The organism is Aestuariibaculum sp. YM273, assembly GCF_030908365.1.
Classification (GTDB): domain Bacteria; phylum Bacteroidota; class Bacteroidia; order Flavobacteriales; family Flavobacteriaceae; genus Aestuariibaculum; species Aestuariibaculum marinum.
The window spans coordinates 3,719,064-3,737,252 of record NZ_CP133090.1 but is presented as its reverse complement, the minus strand read 5'-3'; the positions used below and the strand labels follow the sequence as shown (position 1 = coordinate 3,737,252).

Annotated in this window: 20 protein-coding genes; 14 read left to right on the top strand and 6 right to left on the bottom strand. The window is 34.6% G+C overall.

All coding sequences use genetic code 11. The features are described from left to right. Positions 1-184: 184 nt before the first annotated feature. Positions 185-583 (top strand): thioesterase family protein, encoded by a 399-nt coding sequence (locus RBH94_RS16060; protein ID WP_188222424.1) that lies wholly within the window; start codon positions 185-187, stop codon positions 581-583. Position 584: 1 nt separating this feature from the next. On the opposite strand, the gene RBH94_RS16055 is transcribed toward RBH94_RS16060, so the two are convergent. From RBH94_RS16055 to RBH94_RS16040, 4 genes are read right to left on the bottom strand one after another with little or no spacing between them, the layout of a single operon-like run. Next, complete coding sequence (locus RBH94_RS16055) at positions 585-1,193, bottom strand: YigZ family protein (protein WP_307881818.1); 609 nt, start codon at positions 1,191-1,193, stop codon at positions 585-587. Between the two features lie 5 nt (positions 1,194-1,198). Continuing rightward, positions 1,199-1,810, bottom strand: coding sequence for an HAD-IA family hydrolase (locus RBH94_RS16050; RefSeq protein WP_307881817.1), 612 nt, complete (start codon positions 1,808-1,810; stop codon positions 1,199-1,201). Further along, positions 1,803-2,807 (bottom strand): bifunctional diaminohydroxyphosphoribosylaminopyrimidine deaminase/5-amino-6-(5-phosphoribosylamino)uracil reductase RibD, encoded by a 1,005-nt coding sequence (gene ribD / locus RBH94_RS16045; protein ID WP_307881816.1) that lies wholly within the window; start codon positions 2,805-2,807, stop codon positions 1,803-1,805. Before ribD ends, RBH94_RS16050 begins: the two co-directional genes overlap by 8 nt. A 6-nt stretch (positions 2,808-2,813) precedes the next feature. Beyond that, positions 2,814-3,266 carry a hypothetical protein gene (locus tag RBH94_RS16040; protein WP_307881815.1) on the bottom strand — a complete coding sequence of 151 codons (453 nt, stop codon included), beginning with the start codon at positions 3,264-3,266 and terminating at the stop codon, positions 2,814-2,816. A 157-nt stretch (positions 3,267-3,423) separates the two neighbouring features. Between RBH94_RS16040 and prmC the strand changes: the two genes are divergently transcribed. The 4 genes from prmC to RBH94_RS16020 all read left to right on the top strand — a co-directional run bounded on the left by prmC (position 3,424) and on the right by RBH94_RS16020 (position 7,944). Then, entirely contained in the window at positions 3,424-4,287 is an 864-nt protein-coding gene (gene prmC / locus RBH94_RS16035) for a peptide chain release factor N(5)-glutamine methyltransferase (RefSeq protein ID WP_307881814.1), read from the top strand. Positions 4,288-4,297: 10 nt separating this feature from the next. After that, complete coding sequence (ligA, locus tag RBH94_RS16030) at positions 4,298-6,298, top strand: NAD-dependent DNA ligase LigA (RefSeq protein WP_307881813.1); 2,001 nt, start codon at positions 4,298-4,300, stop codon at positions 6,296-6,298. Between the two features lie 81 nt (positions 6,299-6,379). Continuing rightward, on the top strand, positions 6,380-7,102 hold the full coding sequence (locus tag RBH94_RS16025; protein ID WP_307881812.1) for a hypothetical protein: 723 nt from the start codon (positions 6,380-6,382) through the stop codon (positions 7,100-7,102). Positions 7,103-7,206: 104 nt separating this feature from the next. Next, a complete protein-coding gene (locus RBH94_RS16020; RefSeq protein ID WP_307881811.1) occupies positions 7,207-7,944 on the top strand; it encodes a hypothetical protein in 738 nt (245 codons plus the stop codon). On the opposite strand, the gene RBH94_RS16015 is transcribed toward RBH94_RS16020, so the two are convergent. Both RBH94_RS16015 and RBH94_RS16010 read right to left on the bottom strand, forming a co-directional pair. Further along, entirely contained in the window at positions 7,941-8,858 is a 918-nt protein-coding gene (locus tag RBH94_RS16015) for a bifunctional UDP-sugar hydrolase/5'-nucleotidase (RefSeq protein ID WP_307881810.1), read from the bottom strand. The two genes, RBH94_RS16020 and RBH94_RS16015, sit on opposite strands and share 4 nt — an antisense overlap. A 5-nt stretch (positions 8,859-8,863) precedes the next feature. Then, positions 8,864-9,628, bottom strand: a complete 765-nt coding sequence (locus RBH94_RS16010) for a 5'-nucleotidase C-terminal domain-containing protein (protein WP_307881809.1) — start codon at positions 9,626-9,628, stop codon at positions 8,864-8,866. Positions 9,629-9,686: 58 nt separating this feature from the next. Here RBH94_RS16010 and RBH94_RS16005 point away from each other — a divergent pair, with 58 nt between their 5' ends. The 9 genes from RBH94_RS16005 (at position 9,687) to RBH94_RS15965 (ending at position 18,055) form a co-directional block, all read left to right on the top strand. Next, a complete protein-coding gene (locus tag RBH94_RS16005) occupies positions 9,687-10,214 on the top strand; it encodes a hypothetical protein (protein WP_307881808.1) in 528 nt (175 codons plus the stop codon). After that, positions 10,207-11,085, top strand: a complete 879-nt coding sequence (gene dapA, locus RBH94_RS16000) for a 4-hydroxy-tetrahydrodipicolinate synthase (protein ID WP_307881807.1) — start codon at positions 10,207-10,209, stop codon at positions 11,083-11,085. The genes RBH94_RS16005 and dapA overlap by 8 nt, the downstream gene beginning before the upstream one ends. 1 nt (position 11,086) lies before the next feature. After that, the gene (locus tag RBH94_RS15995) at positions 11,087-12,010 is read left to right on the top strand and encodes an ion channel (protein ID WP_307881806.1); all 924 of its coding nucleotides are present in this window, start codon (positions 11,087-11,089) and stop codon (positions 12,008-12,010) included. Between the two features lie 191 nt (positions 12,011-12,201). Continuing rightward, complete coding sequence (locus RBH94_RS15990; RefSeq protein WP_188222410.1) at positions 12,202-13,011, top strand: outer membrane protein assembly factor BamD; 810 nt, start codon at positions 12,202-12,204, stop codon at positions 13,009-13,011. Positions 13,012-13,034: 23 nt separating this feature from the next. Then, on the top strand, positions 13,035-13,361 hold the full coding sequence (locus RBH94_RS15985) for a DNA-directed RNA polymerase subunit omega (protein WP_188222409.1): 327 nt from the start codon (positions 13,035-13,037) through the stop codon (positions 13,359-13,361). Positions 13,362-13,372: 11 nt separating this feature from the next. Beyond that, entirely contained in the window at positions 13,373-14,584 is a 1,212-nt protein-coding gene (gene coaBC / locus RBH94_RS15980; RefSeq protein ID WP_307881805.1) for a bifunctional phosphopantothenoylcysteine decarboxylase/phosphopantothenate--cysteine ligase CoaBC, read from the top strand. Next, positions 14,577-15,464 (top strand): DUF4835 family protein, encoded by an 888-nt coding sequence (locus RBH94_RS15975; RefSeq protein ID WP_307881804.1) that lies wholly within the window; start codon positions 14,577-14,579, stop codon positions 15,462-15,464. Before coaBC ends, RBH94_RS15975 begins: the two co-directional genes overlap by 8 nt. A gap of 64 nt (positions 15,465-15,528) precedes the next feature. Next, the gene (gene recN, locus RBH94_RS15970) at positions 15,529-17,181 is read left to right on the top strand and encodes a DNA repair protein RecN (protein ID WP_307881803.1); all 1,653 of its coding nucleotides are present in this window, start codon (positions 15,529-15,531) and stop codon (positions 17,179-17,181) included. 55 nt (positions 17,182-17,236) lie between these two features. Continuing rightward, on the top strand, positions 17,237-18,055 hold the full coding sequence (locus RBH94_RS15965; RefSeq protein WP_188222405.1) for an enoyl-ACP reductase: 819 nt from the start codon (positions 17,237-17,239) through the stop codon (positions 18,053-18,055). The last annotated feature ends 134 nt before the right edge of the window (positions 18,056-18,189 follow it).

Here is an 18,189-nt window from a genome sequence, read left to right as displayed (position 1 = left end):
TGTTTATTTCGTGGGTTTTAGTAGTTTTGTGATCGAGAAAAAAGTTTCTCTTTGTTGTTCTTTGGCTTGGCAAATATGTGAACAAAAATCTTAAAAAAAAAATCAAAAGGGTATTGAATTTTTCCAAAAAATTACTCATGTAATAGCCTTTGCCGAAACTACAAAAAAATATTTAATAATCCTTATGAAAATCGACGAAATACAAATTAGAGTGCGTTATGGTGAAACCGACCAAATGGGAGTGGTTTATCACGGAAATTACGCGTTATATCTGGAGATGGGACGCATTGAATGGCTTAGAAAACTTGGGGTTTCTTACAAGTCTATGGAGGAAAATGGCGTGATGCTACCAGTTGTTTCTATGACTGTAAATTATAAAAAATCAGCGTGTTACGATGATGTAATTAATGTAAAAACTCAAGTAGTTAAGACGCCTACGGCTAAAATTGAATTCGAATATGAAATAACTAACGAAGCGGGTGAAATTTTAACAACGGCCAGTACAACTTTGGTGTTTATAGATATGAAAACTAACCGACCAATGCGGGCTCCTCAATACATTTTAGACGCTATTAAGAAGTAGTCTAAATTTCCTTAATTTTTATTTCAAAAAGGTGATCGAAGGTGTTAAAAACAGATGCGGCTTCGGTCTTCCTTACCGAGATAGTAATTTGACAATCTAACTCCAGTTTTTGATGCGTAATATTTAAGTTTTTTTCCTTGATAACACGCATCACGGTATTCATGTTTTTGTAATCAAAAGTTATTAAAAAATCTTTGTTAATGGTCTTCTCAATAATTTTAGCTTCATCAAGCGTTAATTGTGCCGTTGTTTTATAGGCGCTAATTAACCCGCCAACGCCTAATTTAACACCGCCAAAGTAACGAACCACTACTATTAAGGTGTTTGTAACCTCGAACGACTGAATTTGTCCATATATAGGCATGCCAGCCGAATTGCTAGGTTCGCCATCGTCATTGGCTCTGTAGCTTATGTTTTCTGTTCCTATCTGGTATGCGTAGCACCAGTGTCTTGCTGAATGGTGTTCTTTTTTTAAGTTTTCTATATGTGCTTTAATGTCGTCTTCGGTTGAAACAGGGTAAGCGTAACCAAAAAATTTGCTGTTTTTGTCTTTGTACAATATGCCTTCTACGGGCGCCTTTATGGTTTTGTATAAATCAGAGTTGTCCAAATCAATTATAGTATATCAGCTTTTGTTTCGAATAAAGTGGTTACATCATCAGTTTTTGGGTTGATGTTCCATGTTTTAATTCCCATTGTTTCTGCGGTATTGCAGTTATCTGTATTGTCGTCAATAAAGAAGCATTCATGAGCATTAAGATTGTTTTCGCCTAATACAAATTCGAAGATATCTTTATTGGGCTTTCTCAGTTGAATTTCATGGGATAAATAAAATTGATGAAAGCAGGCTTTGAAGTCTTCAAAAAACGGAACCTGTTCTTTAATCCAATCGATATGTAAGTCGTTGGTATTACTTAATAGTATGAGTTTGTAGTTGTCTTCTTTTTTTAATTGCTGAATAAAGTCTAATCGGTGTTTTGGGAAATCTTTCAGCATAAAATTCCAAATGCTAATTAATTCTTCATTTGATAAATGCGGAAAATTATCGCTGTAAAATCCAAGAAGTTCTTCAGTAGAAATTAAGCCTTGCTCATAAAAACTGTTGAAAGCCATCATTTCTTCAGAAAATGAATCGATTTTGAACTTCTCGAAGGCATAGTTTAAATTACCTTCAATATCTAGGTTAATGAATACATTCCCGAAATCGAAAATCAGGGTATTAATCATTGGTATAAATTTTTAATGTGTCGTTAATAATTTGTTTTTCAGAAATCAATCTTCCTGAAAATTCTGGTGCTTTGGTACCATTTTTAAAAGTTGCATTTCCTGTGAAAATTCGAGCTTCGTCCCATAAATTTTCATCAATAAATGTTTGAAGTGTTTTTGCGCCACCTTCAATAATAATGGAAGTGATGTTTTCTTGGTGCAACAACTCACAAATTTGTTGTGCTACTTGTTTTGAAAAATCAATATCGCTTTTTGTTATAGAAATGGTTCTGGCTTCATTGTTAAAAACAGCAAGGTCTTTAGGGAGTTTGTTTTTGGCATCTAACACTATGCGGATAGGGTGTTCACCAGTCCAGTTTCTTGTCGTTAAACTCGGGTTGTCCTGTAAAACGGTATTTGTGCCTACTAAAATAGCCTGCTCTTCTGCGCGCCATTTATGAACCAGTTGTCTGCTATAAGAGTTGGTAATCCAGACTGGTTTTTGTTCGTTTCTAGTTTCTGGAGCAATAAAACCATCGGTAGTTTCAGCCCATTTTAATATAATATATGGGCGTTTTTTGTTATGAAATGTAAAGAATCGCTTGTGGTGCGTTTTGCATTCATTTTCTAAAACGCCTACAGTAACCTGGCATCCGGCATTTTTTAGCTTTTCGATGCCTTTTCCGGCAACTAAAATATTATCGTCTAAACACCCGATCACCACATTCGGGATTTGGTGCTTGATTATCAAATCGCTGCAAGGCGGAGTTTTTCCATAATGCGAACAAGGTTCCAGTGTTACATATATGGTGGCTTTCTTTAAAAGGTTTTTGTGTTTTACCGAATTAATAGCGTTAACCTCGGCATGATTGCCTCCATAGCTACTTGTAAATCCTTCTCCAATTATTTTATTGTTATGCACAATAACACTACCAACCATAGGGTTCGGTCTGGTTGAGCCCAATCCGTTTTTAGCAATTTCTATACAACGCTTTATGTAAAATTCGTGCGTTTTCAAAGCAGCTTATTTTATTTTTATGTCTTCTGTTTTGTCTAAAGTGTAAGTATACGAAAATCCAAATACTCTATAGGTGATGTCTCCTTTATACTGTACTTTTATTTTTCTGCTGAACAAGCTTCCTAGTAAACCACTTAAACTTTTGTCGCTAAAAATACTATCGGTTGGGATTTCAGCTCGCAATGGAATAGCAAATTCTTTTTCGGCCGGAACATCAAAACGTTCGGCAGATACTTTTCCCATTTCGTTATCGTTAACATAGATTTTGATTTCATCGGTTTCTAAAGAGCCGCCAATAACATTCGGGTTTAAAAATAAGGCATTGGCAGATACAATAATTTGTTTTGAGTTCGAATCTGTAACATGTATGTTTTCAACGCCTAAGAATTCTGGTTTTTCTTTTACTGAGCAACTTAAAAAAGTGGTAAATATTGTTGATAAGATTATAAGGCGTTTCATGGTCTTTTTTTTGAGATTTAAGTATCTTCACTTGCGCAAAATTAACATTTTAAAGTTAGTAAAAGACTATTGTTGCAGCTTTAAATAACCACTTGATGTTTATTGGTTTAACTTGTTTAGTGTTGAATTTAGAGTTAATGTTGTGAACACGCAAACTATGAAATTAAAGGATATACAACAGCAGTTTCATCTGGAATTGGATGATATTTACGGAAAAGAAGAAGTCGATAGTTTCTTTTTTTTGTTGATAGAGTCGTTTTATAATTTGACAAGAATTAAACTGGCGATGGATCCGGAAACATTAGTTAATGATAGCGCGAAGTTGAAAGAGGCTTTGGAGCTGTTAAAGGAAGAACAGCCTATACAATATATATTGGGAGAGACCGAATTTTACGGTCTACCGTTTAAGGTCAATCCATATACCTTGATACCGCGACCTGAAACTGAAGAGTTGGTGGAGTGGATTATTAAGCATCAGCCAAAATTAAATCATGAAACTTTAAATATTTTAGATATTGGGACAGGCAGCGGCTGCATAGCTATTTCTCTAGCTAAAAATATCCCAAATGCTAAAGTTTACGCTCTTGATGTAAGTCCTGAGGCTTTAAAAATGGCAAGGCAAAATGCTGAATTAAATAATGTTTCTATCGAGTTTATTGAAGCCAATATATTAAATCCTGATACCTGGAGTGATGCATTTAAAAGCATGAGCTTTAGCGTTATTGTATCGAACCCTCCATACGTGCGTGAGCAGGAGAAACAATTGATGAAGCCTAATGTGTTAAACAACGAACCGCATTTGGCTTTGTTTGTGAAAGATGAAAACCCGTTACTGTTTTATAAAGCCATAGCACAATACGCAAGTTCAAATTTAGAAAAGCAAGGCGCATTATTTTTTGAGATTAATGAATTCTTAGGACGAGAAATGATTCATTTATTAACCTCAAATCATTTTGTGAATATTCAATTAAAACAGGATATCTTCAAGAAAGATAGAATGATAAAAGGAGAAAAGAATTAGAGAATTACCCATGAATACAGAACAACAGATAAAAAAACTTAGAGACGAATTAAATCAGCATAATTATAACTATTATGTTTTAGATACTCCGGTAATTTCAGATTATGATTTCGATTTAAAGTTGAAAGAATTGCAAGATCTGGAAGCAAAACACCCTGAGTTTTTTGATGCTAATTCGCCAACGCAGCGTGTTGGTGGTGCTGTGACTAAAAATTTTGAAACGGTTGCGCATGAGTATCGTATGTATTCTCTAGATAATTCATATTCTAAAGAAGATTTGCAGGATTGGGAAACGCGTATTAAAAAAATGGTCGATGGAGACATTCAATATACTTGCGAGTTAAAATACGATGGTGCTTCAATAAGTTTAACTTATGAAAATGGTAAGCTTGTAAAAGCCGTTACTCGAGGTGATGGTTTTCAAGGTGATAATGTGACAGCGAATGTACGTACCATAAAATCAGTTCCACTAGAATTAAAAGGTGATTTTCCTGAGAAATTTGATATTCGTGGTGAAATTATTTTGCCTTTTGATGGTTTCAATAAAATGAATGAAGAGCGTATTGAAATAGGTGAGGAGCCTTATAGAAATCCAAGAAATACGGCTTCAGGAAGTTTAAAACTTCAGGATAGTGCAGAGGTGGCTAAGCGTCCGTTAGAATGTTTGTTATATAATTTAACGGGAACCAATTTAGGAGTTAATTCACAATTTGAGAGTTTAGATAAAGCCAGGCAATGGGGGTTTAAAGTACCAAATGCAGCGAAACTAACCAATTCGATTGATGAAGTTCTGGAATTTATTGATTATTGGAATGAAGAACGCCATAATCTCCCGTACGAAACTGATGGAGTGGTTATAAAGGTGAATAATCTGCAACAACAGGAAGAATTAGGTTATACAGCCAAAGCGCCACGATGGGCAATGGCTTATAAATTTAAGGCAGAGCAGGTGTCTACCCGATTAAATAGTATCACCTATCAAGTGGGGCGCACCGGAGCTATAACGCCTGTTGCTAATTTAGAACCTGTGGAATTGGCAGGAACTACTGTTAAACGTGCGTCGTTACACAATGCCGATCAGATTGCAAAATTGGATATTAGAGTAGGAGATGAAGTATATGTTGAGAAAGGCGGCGAAATTATTCCAAAAATTTTAGGTGTTGACTTATCTCTGCGTCCGTTGGATTCTGTTCCTACCGAATACATCACGCGGTGTCCGGAATGTCAAACCGAGTTGGTGAGGCAAGAAGGGGAAGCTCAGCATTATTGTCCTAATTATAATGGTTGTGAACCCCAAATTATTGGTCGTATTCAGCATTATATTTCTCGTAAAGCGATGGATATAGAAGGTTTAGGGGGTGAAACAGTGACTTTACTTGTAAAAGCGGGTCTTATTAGTAATTGTTCAGATTTATACGAATTAACTAAAGAGCAGGTTGTTCCGTTAGAGCGTATGGCGGAAAAAAGTGCAGAGAACTTAGTTAAGGGTATAGAGGCTTCTAAAAGCATTCCTTTTGAACGCGTATTGTATGCTTTAGGAATTCGTTATGTAGGAGAAACGGTAGCAAAAAAGTTAGCTAAGCATTATAAAAGTATTGATGCTATTGCTCAGGCCACCCAAGATGAATTAGTGAATGTGGATGAGATTGGTGTAAAAATAGCAGAAAGTGTTCTGGCGTTTTTTGCTTCTGAAGAAAACCTCAATATCATTGAAAGGTTGAAATCTTTTGGAGTACAGTTAGAAATCTCGGCAGAAGAGCTTCAGGGACAAACCGATATTTTAAAAGGGCAGAGTATTGTGGTTTCTGGAGTGTTCGAAATAGTCTCAAGAGGAGAACTTAAAAAGCTAATCGAAGATAACGGAGGTAAAGTAAGCAGTTCAATATCGTCGAAAACAAGCTTTTTGGTTGCGGGTGATAAAATGGGGCCAAGTAAGTTAAAAAAGGCGGAAAGCTTGAATATTGCTATAAAATCCGAATCTGAATTCTTACAAATGATAAGCTTCGGATAATTTTTTATCGATAAAAAGCACTTTTTTACCGTTTAATTACATTATTTGTTTATATTTGCCCTTAAGAATTAGATTGCTATTATGCTTAAATCGAAAATAATAGAGGGTTTGGTTATATTAATTTACATATTATTTGTACTGTTTCAGTTTACGGGGCATGATGATTTGGCTTATTATTCCAGTTCGTTAATTCTACCAGTTATCACGTTTATTTACTTTATTAAAGTGAAAGATAAGTCGTTGTTTTTTACGCTGTTTTTAGTTTTGTTTTCAGTTTCTGATATATTGGTGTTTTTCGAGCAGTTTGACATTTATAAGCACATAGATTACTATTTTGGAAACGGTTTGTATATTCTATCGTATGCATGTCTATTGATAGAAATATGTAAATCCATTAAATTGAAATACCTGATAAAGAACTATTATATTCATTTGTTGGTGTTGTCTGTATTGAGTGTGTATATTGTGTATGTATTGCAAAATATAGTTAAACCTTTTGTGGTTACGACAGATGAATTTTACATGGAGTTAGTATATAATGTTATCCTTTTATCACTTCTTTCTGTAGCGCTTCTTGGGTATTTTTATAAAGACAACGTTAAAGCCTTGTACTTGTTTATAGGTGTTCTTTGTGTTGTTTTTGCTGAGGTCATGTGGGTGGCTTATACCTATATTGCTGAACGTAACTTACTAAATTTGCTATCGACAACTTTGTATCTTGTTGGCTTTTATTTCTTCTACAAGCAGTCTAAACTGTTAGATGAGAAAAATGAAGGAATAGAGATGGTGTCACAGGAAATTTAATCTACATCATTTTAAAAACAAGGTATTTCATCGATTAACGGTTTGTTTTTTCGTATGAAACGTAAAATTTTATTAAGTTTGATTAACCTACTTATGAAATTACCATGAAAAACTGGATCGCAAATACAGACGATAGAGTCTTTGTATTAGCTTTGTGGTTGCTTGTTGCTATAAGTTTTATTGCAGCTTTAACCTCAAATGCTTCTCTTGTAACGTATAGTTTATTGTTATATGTGCCGTTATTTTCGGTAGCATATTTTTTCAAATACAAGTCTTTACAATTTAGTTTTATAGCCTATTTGTTGTTTTCTTTTTTAGGAGATGCATCGAATCTCTTCTTTTTAGAAAATATGCTTACCAAAGCTTCAAGTGTATTTTACTTTTTGGGGTTTATGTATTTGCTGATTATGATTTTGCCTAAATTTAAAGTATCAGAAATTCGTGCTTTGGTGGGATCTTATCTAGTAGGTGTGTTTTGTATCATCATGTTTTTTTTGTTTCAGATTTATTCAATATTGAATGTGGTATTAAATAGCGCTACTGAAGTACAACTATTTGCTGTGAAAAGTTTAAGCCTTGTCGTTTTGGGGTTGATATCGTTTGGGGTGTATTTAAATACGCAAACAAAAGTGTCTGTCTGGTTTTTAATAGGAGTGGGGAGTTTGTTTGTTTCTGTTGTGTTAAACTATGTAAACCTCTATTATTTTTATCATTTAGGTTTTGTTGCTGTAGAGCGTATTTTGTATGCTTCGGCTTTGTATTTCTTGTTTAAATATGCGATTTCAGATAAAATGCAAATTCAGGATTCAAAGGAAATAAGTACTAATAATGTTTTGGTTTAAACTATAATTGAAGTTCCGTTGGCAGACTTGTTTTTGTCTGAATCAAAATAAAAATCAATTCTTCCTAAGTTGATGCCATGCCATCCCACTTGATTAACAAGCATTTGTTTTTCTTCACTGTTTTTAACTACTGTTGGTTTGGGTAAAAACGTATGGGTGTGGCCGCCAATAATTAAATCGATGTCTTTGGTTAGGCTCGCCACTTTTAAATCGCATAATTTATTAGGTTCTTTTTTGTAATGATACCCTAAATGAGACAGGCATATAATTAAATCGCATGCGTTTTCGGTTTTTAAAATACGCGTCATTTCCTGTGCAGTTTCAATAGGGTCCAAGTAGGTAGTTTCTTTGTAGTTATCGCTATCAACCAATCCTTTTAATTTAATTCCCAATCCGAAAATCCCAATTTTAATTCCATCTAAAGTAAATACCTTATAGGGTTTAGTATGAGTGTCCATAGTGGTGTTTGAAAAATCGTAATTAGAACAAATGAAATCAAATTTAGCATGAGGTAGCTGCGCATATAAACCGTCAATTCCGGCATCGAAGTCATGATTCCCTAATGTGGCAGCATCATATTTTAGCATACTCATTAGTTTGAATTCTAATTCACCTCCGTAATAATTAAAATAAGGAGTGCCTTGAAAAATATCACCTGCATCAAGGAGAAGTGTATTTGGGTTTTCTCGTCGTATGGATTCTATTAAGCTAGCACGTCTGGCTACACCGCCCATATTCGGATATTTACCATCATCTGGGCCAAACGGATCGATATGGCTATGCACGTCGTTGGTATGAAGTATAGTTATTTGCTTGACAATAGGTTTGTTAGAAAACGAATGTAGCCCGATACCACCTAATGAAATTAATGCTGTTGTAGCAGAAACCTGCTGAATAAAATCTCGTCGTTTCATACTGTTTATTTTCGGGGAATTTGAATATAGCGGTCATCCATAACGGGATTAATAGTATCTGCTTTTTTCAGGTAGTCTATTAAAGCATTTCTAACTTTGTAATTAAGTTTGTAAAGGCTGTCGTTTGGTTGAAAAAAGGTCATGTTATCTCCGCCATTATAGAGGTAATCATGGGTTGCTACATAGTAGGTTTTGTTGTTCTCTATTGGTTTGCCGCTGATAGTAGCATTTACTAAATCGTAATTTTTATCAATTGTTAATTTTAGTTTTGAAAACGGATTTGCCTTTTTTGTTTTACACAAATACTGCAACATGCTATCTATTTGCGGTTGTTTTAATGCGACTACAACAATGTTGTTTTCAAAAGGCATGAGTTCATAAACCGTTCTAATGGTAATATCCCCCTTGGAGATTATGGTGCGTACTGTTCCGTAGGTAAATAAAACCATATCTATATCATGTCCAGTGCGGCTTTTAAAAATAGGGTTCGCTTGCTCATGAACTGCATCGACCATAAAATTTCCTATGGCGGTATTAAATTCGCCATCATCTCTCGAATAAGTGCCCACAGAATAAGCTAGAACACTATCCATGTCTTTTTTTAGATGGGTACGATAGGGTTGAATAAAACTGTCTATTTCAGAGATTGCTTTTAAGCTATCTGTAACTCCAATTTGCTTGCCTTCAATTTTTGTTAGGTGATATTCGGGTTGTTTACAATTGGTAAAAAGTGATATATATAACAAATAAATTAAAAATGTAAACCTCATGTTTTTAGTAGATTTTTTGAATCTAGTTTTGTTACCTTTGCGCAAATTATAAAGATAAATGATTTTAAAGGGTTTTAAAGAAAAATCTAATAAAAAGTACTTAAACAAAGTGTTAGCTGAACGACAGGGAGCTGTTGATGATAGTGAAATAGAAAGTTTAGGTGTTATCTTTAATTATGATGAAACGGAAAACTTTGAACAATTTAAAAAGTTAGCCGACCTAATAAAAGCACTTCCTAATAGAGTAAAAATAATTGCTTTTTCTGAACGAGAAATAGGTTTGCAAAGTGCTTGGGATGTGTGTTATAATGTTAAAGATTTAGGTTGGAAAGGTTCTATAAATAATTCAGAATTGAAAGCTTTTTTAAAAACAGAGTTTGATGCTTTAATAAGTTATTACAGCAAAGATGTTTTAGAATTAAAATTACTGACCGCCTTGTCTAAAGCGAAATTTAAAATTGGTGTTTTGGAAGAAGATGAGCGTTTAAACGATTTAATTATTAAAACCAAATTGAATGAATTTGATGTGTTTAAAAACGAACTTTTTAAATACTTAACTATATTAAATAAAATTAAAAATGAATAGTAAGTTTCTAGGAACTGGAGTTGCTTTGGTTACACCTTTTAAATCAGATTTAAGCGTGGACCATGAGGCTTTGACTAATATTGTAAATTTCAATATAGAAAATGGAGTTGAGTATCTTGTAATTTGCGGAACAACAGGAGAAGTTGTTACCTTAACAAAGCAGGAGAAAAAGGAAGTTGTTGAAACTGTAGTTAAAGCAAACAATGGTCGCGTACCTATGGTTTTAGGTATTGGAGGTAACAATACGGCTCTAGTTGTAGAAGAAATAAAATCAACCGATTTAAGTCAAATGGATGCTGTTTTATCGGTAGTTCCTTATTATAGTAAACCAACACAAGAAGGTATTTATCAACACTTCAAAGCTATTTCAGAGGCTTGTCCGGTGGATATTATATTGTATAATGTACCAGGTCGTACAGCTAAAAATATGGAAGTATCGACAACTTTACGTTTAGCAAACGATTTTGCTAATGTTGTAGGGGTGAAGGAAGCAGGGAATAATGTGGCTCAGTATTTAGACTTATTAAAGGATAGCCCTGAAGATTTTGCCATTATTTCTGGTGATGATGACTTAGCCTTAGGTGTTGTTTTAGCGGGAGGTGCAGGTGTAATCTCAGTAATTGGGCAAGGATTCCCGAAAGAATTTTCAGAGATGATTCGTTTAGGATTAGCTGGAAATGCTAAAGATGCACATAAAATCTATTTCAAGTTAATAGATGTAATTGGTTATATTTTTGAAGAAAACAATCCAGCCGGAATTAAAGGTGTTTTCGAAGCTTTAGGACTTTGTCAAGACACAGTTAGATTACCATTGGTGCCTGCCTCTTATGAGTTAAAAGCTAAAATTAAATCGTTTGTAGCAAACTTTTAATGTGATAAATAAAATAAAAGATCCGGGAGTAGGGAATGCCTCTGCGCAGTACGCTAAGCGCATGCTCAAACCTGATGGCTCTTTTAATTTAAAATATCAGAATAAACCACGAAAATTTACCGAAGCTTATCACTTTTTGGTAAATATTTCGTGGTTTTATTTTTTTGGTCTGTCTTTTTTGGTAGGCTTCTTAATTAATGCTGTATTTGCGCTAATTTATCTGTTAATTGGTATTGAAGAAATCACGGCGTTGTCGGGCAGTGTGGTTCAGGATTTTTTTAATGCTTTTTTCTTTAGTACTCAAACCTTTACTACAGTTGGGTATGGAGCTTTGGCGCCTCAAGGCTGGTTAAGCGGTATGGTAGCATCTATTGAATCTTTCCTAGGCTTAATGTTGTTTGCCTTTGTTACCGGTTTAATTTACGGCCGATTTTCTAAACCACGATCGGCAGTCAGGTTTAGCGAGCATCTTATTTTAAGAGACTTTAAAGAACACCGTGCCGTTATGTTTAGGTTGGTTAACGATAGGAAATCGGTAATGATTCAGCCAAAAATATCGGTAACTTTAATGTTGTCGCAGCTTAATGATAACGGAGAATATCAGAATAATTTTTATTTGCTGAATCTGGAACGTGATGCCATCGATTATTTACCAACAACCTGGACTGTTGTTCATGAATTGGATGAAGAAAGTCCGTTATCGGGTTATTCCAATGAAGCCATAAAAAAACTTCATGGCGAGTTAATTATCATGATGAGTTATTACGACGAGTCCTTTAATCAGGAAGTGCATAAAATACACTCTTATGTTTTAAAAGAAGCTCAGGTTGACTTCAAGTTTGTGAAGGCGCAGAATTTTAATCCTGAAGGAACTTTAATTCTGGACTACGATCTTTTCGATGCTATCGAACCATATAAAAGTTAAATATTACTTAATCCTTACGGTTCCTATAATCCTTCAAGTATTTTAGCGTGAAATAATATTTTTAAAATCCATATTATTAACTTAATTTTGCATCTTGTTTTAAAGCAATGAAATATGCATATTTACAATAAATTAAATATGTTTATGTTATGCATATTACAATTGATAATAGAAACAGGTAATAACAACAAATGAAAAGATTTCTTTATTTAGTATTAACAATCACAGTTTTAAACTCTTGTAGCGAATATCAGAAAACCTTAAAGTCTGAAGATATTGCTGCAAAGTATAAAATGGGAGAAGAACTTTATAACGAAGGTAAATACGCTAAGGCAAACCGATTGTTCGAGCCGCTTATTGCCAGTTATAGAGGGAAACCTCAGGCCGAAAAGCTAATGTATTTGTATTCTAAGTCGTTATACGAAATAGGAGATTATTATACAGCTGGTTATCAGTTAGAGCGTTTTGCAACAAGTTATCCTAAGAGTGAGAAGTTAGAAGAAACCTCTTTTTTAGCAGCAAAAAGTTATTATATGAGATCGCCAATTTATTCTAAAGACCAAACGGAAACTAAAGAGGCGATAGATAAGTTACAAGGGTTTATTAACCAGTTTCCAAAGTCGGAGTATTTATCGGCAGCGAACGAATTGGTTAATGAATTAGACTTTAAGTTAGAAAAGAAAGCGTTTGAAATTGCAAAGCAATACAATACAATTTCAGATTTCGAAGCATCTATAAAGTCATTCGATAACTTTGTAATTGATTTTCCTGGATCATCTTTAAGAGAGGAGGCGCTGTTTTACAGATTGGATTCAGCATACAAATTGGCGGTAAATAGTTTCGACTATAAAAGAGGAACTTTAATTCCGTTAAAAAAGCCTCGATTAGAGCAGGCAAAAGAATATTGTGAATCCTTTAAGCAATCGTATGCCTCTTCAGAACATATTGAAGAAGTTAACGAAATTGGAGGCGTAATAGACGAAGAGATAAAAAAGTTATAGCATAAAAGTTAAATATAAAGACGATGGATTTAAAGAAAACCACAGCTCCTGTTAATACCATTACGTACGACAGAAACCAAATTGACGAGCCAACAGGCAATATTTATGAGTCAATTTCTATCATTGCAAGACGTGCTGAGCAGATTAACACAGAGATTAAAAAAGAGCTTATCGATAAGTTAGAAGAGTTCGCTACTTACAACGATAGCTTAGAAGAAATCTTTGAAAACAAAGAGCAAATTGAGGTGTCTAAATTTTACGAAAAATTACCTAAACCTCATGCTTTAGCTGTTCAAGAATGGTTAACAGATAAAGTTTATTTTAGAAACACTGAGGAAGATAATCAGTAAACGTTTTTAAAATGTCAATATTAAGCGGCAAGAACATACTATTAGGAATTAGTGGTGGTATTGCCGCTTACAAAACAGCTTCATTAGTAAGGTTATTTATTAAGTCTGGTGCGAACGTAAAGGTTGTTATGACGCCGGCTTCAAAAGATTTTATTACCCCTTTAACCTTATCTACACTTTCAAAACATCCGGTACATTCATCGTTCACTCATGAAGATGATGATAATGCGGTTTGGACCAATCACGTTGATTTAGGACTTTGGGCCGATTTTTTTGTTGTGGCGCCCGCAACAGCTAATACCATGTCAAAAATGGCCAATGGTGTTTGTGATAATTTATTGTTAGCCGTTTATTTATCAGCTAAATGTCCGGTGTATTTTGCGCCTGCTATGGACTTAGATATGTACAAACATGAAAGTACCTTACGTTCTTTTAAAGTTCTGAAATCGTATGGCAATATCATGATTCCTGCTACGAGCGGTGAATTAGCCAGCGGGTTGGTAGGTGAAGGCCGTATGGCAGAACCTGAAGATATTATAACTTTTATTGAAAATGATATTCTTGATAAGTTGCCCCTTCGTGGAAAGAAAGTTTTAATTACTGCTGGCCCTACCTATGAAGCTATCGATCCCGTGCGTTTTATAGGGAATCATTCCAGTGGCAAAATGGGCTTCGAAATAGCTAAAGCTGCAGCAAACTTGGGAGCAGAGGTGATTTTAGTTTCAGGGCCAACCAGTCAATCTGTGTCACATAGTTTAATTCACGTTATTCCGGTTGTTAGTGCACAGGATATGTACAACGCAGTTCATGAATATTATGCAAGGGTTGATGTGGCAATATGTTCGGCAGCTGTGGCCGATTATAAACCAAAAGAAGTTGCTTCGCAGAAAATAAAAAAGAGCGATGCAACGTTAACTTTAGAGTTAGAAAAAACTCAGGATATCTTAGCGTCTTTAGGAACAGCTAAATCTCATCAGTTTTTAGTTGGCTTTGCCTTAGAAACCAATAACGAATTGGATAATGCAAAAGACAAGCTAAAAAGAAAGAATTTAAATTTAATTGTTTTAAATTCGTTAAACGATAAAGGCGCCGGTTTTAAAGGCGACACTAATAAAGTAACCTTTATTGATGATGAAAATAATATTGATGTACATCAGTTAAAATCTAAAGCAGACGTTGCTAAGGATTTGATACATAAAATTTTAGAACAAATTAATGCGTAACATTCTAGTCGTTTTATTATTCAGTTTAAGTATTTTTGGTTTTGCCCAGGAATTAAATTGTAATGTGGTAGTTAATGCCCAGCAAACCGGAAACGAGAACTTTCCTATTTTTAAGACCTTAGAAAAGCAGCTTAATGAGTTTATCAACAATACTAAGTGGACCGATAAAACTTTTGCTTTACAGGAGCGTATTGATTGTAGTTTTATTGTTAATGTAACAAACTATAGTGGTGAGTCATTTCAAGCATCATTACAGGTGCAATCGTCCAGACCGGTTTACGGGTCTTCGTTTAGTACACCTATTTATAATTTTAACGACAAGGATTTTAACTTTCGATATTTAGAATATCAAAATCTTATTTTTAATCCTACACAGTATCAATCTAACTTAGTGTCTGTAATTGCGTTTCATGTGTATATGGTTTTAGGTTTAGATGCCGATTCTTTTGCTGAAAATGGAGGTGATCCTTATTTTAAACAAGCTCAAATTATTACCAACTATTCTCAACAGGAGAACTACAAGGGGTGGAAGGTTGAAGACGGTTTACAAAGTCGATTTGCATTAATCGATAATGTTTTATCACCTACTTTCAAAGAATACCGCCAGGTCATGTACGATTACCATAGACAAGGTTTAGATGTTATGAGTGATGATGCGAAGTCCGGTAAAGGAGAAATAGCTACGAGTTTAATTAAGTTCAGAGCTATGAATTCACGCCGACCAAATTCGTTTTTACTACGTACATTTTTCGATGCAAAGGCGGATGAGATTGAACAAATTTTTAGCGACGGACCCAATGTAAATATTGCTAGTGTTAAAGAAACCCTTCAAAAAGTGGCCCCAACCTACAATAGTAAGTGGCAAAATATTAAGTTTTAATGCTACGCTAGTTATTGGCATTTCATTATCTTTAATTTCATAATTTTAATCTTATTTAAAAGTTTTGCTAACATCACTTTCAATAAAAAATTACGCATTAATCGATCAATTAAACGTTAATTTTAACGATGGTTTTTCGATTATCACAGGTGAAACCGGTGCCGGTAAATCCATTCTTCTAGGAGGTTTATCATTAATCTTAGGGAAGCGTGCCGACTTAAGCAGTTTAAAAGATACGTCTACCAAATGTGTTATAGAAGCGGTTTTCAATATTTCAAATTATAATTTAAAAGCACTTTTTGAGTCTGAAGATTTCGATTATGATGAACAAACCATTATTCGTCGTGAAATTTTACCATCAGGTAAATCCAGAGCCTTTGTAAATGATTCTCCAGTAAACCTAAGTAGTTTACAATTGTTGGGTGAGCGGTTAATTGATATCCATTCACAACACCAAACTATGGCGTTAACAACTGATGAATTTCAGTTTCAGGTGATTGATGCTTTAGCGAATAATGAGGAAACCCTTCAACAGTATACTTCAGAATTAAAAGTCTACAAAACCTTAAAAAAGGAACTAAAATCGCTTTTAGAATTTCAGGCCGATGCTATCAAAGAACACGATTACAATAGCTTTTTGTTGAATGAGTTGGTTGAGGCTAATTTAATAGATGGAGAGTTGGAAGCATTGGAAGAAGAGTATGAAAGCCTGAATAATGTAGAAAGCATAAAAGATAAATTAGGTGAGGCATATCAGTTACTTACCGATGAACAGCTAGGGGCTATAACCACACTAACGGCTTTAAAAAACACACTTCAGAAATTAAGTTCCTATGCGTCAAAATATGAGGATTTATTCAATAGAGTAAATAGTAGCTTAATTGAATTAGATGATGTGTATCGCGAAGTTGATGAACTACAGGATTCCTTAGAAGCAGATCCAAACCGACTGGAAGTAGTCGATGCCCAATTGCGTTTGCTTCATAATTTAATGCAAAAGCATGTTGTGGAAACCGTTGCAGAGCTTATTGAAATTAAAAATCAATTAGAAGAAAAGGTTTCGGTTACCGAGAACTTAGATGAATCTATTCAAAACAAAGAGAGTGAAATTGAGGAGCAGGCAAAGACTTTAGATACAATTGCTAAAACCATACACGATAAACGCTCTAAGGTTATACCAGTATTAAAAGCACAGTTAGAGTCAATTTTGGTAGGTTTAGGGATGCCAAATGCGCAGTTTAATATTGAAGTTAATCTTCAAAGTGAGTACTTATCTAATGGAAAAGACGATTTATCATTTCTGTTTTCAGCGAATAAAGGTGGAAATTATAACGAATTAAAAAAAGCAGCATCAGGCGGAGAGTTATCCAGAATTATGCTGGCTATTAAGTCGGTGTTAGCAAAATACATTCAGTTACCAACCATCATGTTCGATGAAATTGATACTGGAGTTTCAGGAGAGATTTCAAATAAAATGGGAGATATTATGCTGGAAATGAGTAAGTCTATGCAAGTATTTGCCATTACGCATTTACCACAGGTGGCTGCCAAAGGACACTCGCATTTTAAAGTGTATAAAGAAGATAAAGACGAAGTAACCCACTCTAATTTGGTAAAGTTAAATCACGACGAGCGTATTGTGGAAATCGCACAAATGTTAGGCGGTGTAGAAATGTCTTCATCTGCTATTGCACATGCCAAAGAATTATTGAATTAATTAGTATCTTTGTCCACCAAATAGAAAAAAAGAAAACAATATAATAACCAAGAAAATGTCTTATAATTTATTAAAAGGAAAAAAAGGAATCATTTTTGGAGCATTAGACTCAAATTCGATTGCATGGAAAACTGCAGAACGTGTTCATGAAGAAGGTGGACAATTCGTTTTAACTAATGCCCCTGTAGCTATGCGTATGGGACAAATTAACGAGTTAGCTGAAAAAACTGGTTCTCAAGTAATTCCTGCCGATGCAACTTCGGTTGAAGACTTACAAAAGTTGGTAGAGCAATCTATGGAGATTTTAGGCGGGAAAATCGATTTCGTTCTTCACTCTATTGGAATGTCAATTAACGTACGTAAAGGTAACCACTATACAAACCAAAACTACGACTGGACACAAAAAGGAACCGATGTTTCTGCAATGTCTTTTCACAAAGTAATGCAAACACTTTATAAAGCAGATGCTATGAATGAGTGGGGGAGTATTGTGGCGTTAAGTTATATGGCTGCTCAACGTGTATTCCCAGATTATAACGATATGGCCGATAATAAAGCATACTTAGAAAGTATTGCTCGTAGCTTCGGATATTTCTTTGGTCGCGATAAAAAAGTACGTGTAAACACCATTTCTCAATCACCAACGCCTACTACTGCAGGTAGCGGTGTTAAAGGATTCGACGGATTTATTGCTTACGCAGATAAAATGTCGCCACTTGGTAACGCAACAGCATTAGACTGTGCAAACTATGCAGTAACCTTATTTAGTGATCTTACAAAACGTGTAACTTTACAAAATCTGTACAACGATGGAGGTTTCAGTAACATGGGGGTAAGTGACGCGGTTATGAGTACCTTTGTAGGAGAAGAATAAAAATTCATTTTTTATATACCAAGAGCCACCTTATTTAGGGTGGCTTTTTTGTTAGGATTAGTTACATTTGTTAAAATAATATGGGCGTTACCACGCTAAGGCGCGGTCGGGCTTTCGGTAGTCGCTCTCTGCGA

What these genes read in the sequence shown, in the direction of transcription:
- RBH94_RS16060 (WP_188222424.1), top strand. Translation starts at nt 185, where the DNA reads ATGAAAATCGACGAAATACAAATTAGAGTGCGTTATGGTGAAACCGAC.
- RBH94_RS16050 (WP_307881817.1), bottom strand. Translation starts at nt 1,810, where the DNA reads ATGATTAATACCCTGATTTTCGATTTCGGGAATGTATTCATTAACCTA.
- RBH94_RS16040 (WP_307881815.1), bottom strand. Translation starts at nt 3,266, where the DNA reads ATGAAACGCCTTATAATCTTATCAACAATATTTACCACTTTTTTAAGT.
- prmC (WP_307881814.1), top strand. Translation starts at nt 3,424, where the DNA reads ATGAAATTAAAGGATATACAACAGCAGTTTCATCTGGAATTGGATGAT.
- ligA (WP_307881813.1), top strand. Translation starts at nt 4,298, where the DNA reads ATGAATACAGAACAACAGATAAAAAAACTTAGAGACGAATTAAATCAG.
- RBH94_RS16025 (WP_307881812.1), top strand. Translation starts at nt 6,380, where the DNA reads ATGCTTAAATCGAAAATAATAGAGGGTTTGGTTATATTAATTTACATA.
- RBH94_RS16020 (WP_307881811.1), top strand. Translation starts at nt 7,207, where the DNA reads ATGAAAAACTGGATCGCAAATACAGACGATAGAGTCTTTGTATTAGCT.
- RBH94_RS16015 (WP_307881810.1), bottom strand. Translation starts at nt 8,858, where the DNA reads ATGAAACGACGAGATTTTATTCAGCAGGTTTCTGCTACAACAGCATTA.
- RBH94_RS16010 (WP_307881809.1), bottom strand. Translation starts at nt 9,628, where the DNA reads ATGAGGTTTACATTTTTAATTTATTTGTTATATATATCACTTTTTACC.
- RBH94_RS16005 (WP_307881808.1), top strand. Translation starts at nt 9,687, where the DNA reads ATGATTTTAAAGGGTTTTAAAGAAAAATCTAATAAAAAGTACTTAAAC.
- dapA (WP_307881807.1), top strand. Translation starts at nt 10,207, where the DNA reads ATGAATAGTAAGTTTCTAGGAACTGGAGTTGCTTTGGTTACACCTTTT.
- RBH94_RS15990 (WP_188222410.1), top strand. Translation starts at nt 12,202, where the DNA reads ATGAAAAGATTTCTTTATTTAGTATTAACAATCACAGTTTTAAACTCT.
- RBH94_RS15985 (WP_188222409.1), top strand. Translation starts at nt 13,035, where the DNA reads ATGGATTTAAAGAAAACCACAGCTCCTGTTAATACCATTACGTACGAC.
- coaBC (WP_307881805.1), top strand. Translation starts at nt 13,373, where the DNA reads ATGTCAATATTAAGCGGCAAGAACATACTATTAGGAATTAGTGGTGGT.
- RBH94_RS15975 (WP_307881804.1), top strand. Translation starts at nt 14,577, where the DNA reads ATGCGTAACATTCTAGTCGTTTTATTATTCAGTTTAAGTATTTTTGGT.
- RBH94_RS15965 (WP_188222405.1), top strand. Translation starts at nt 17,237, where the DNA reads ATGTCTTATAATTTATTAAAAGGAAAAAAAGGAATCATTTTTGGAGCA.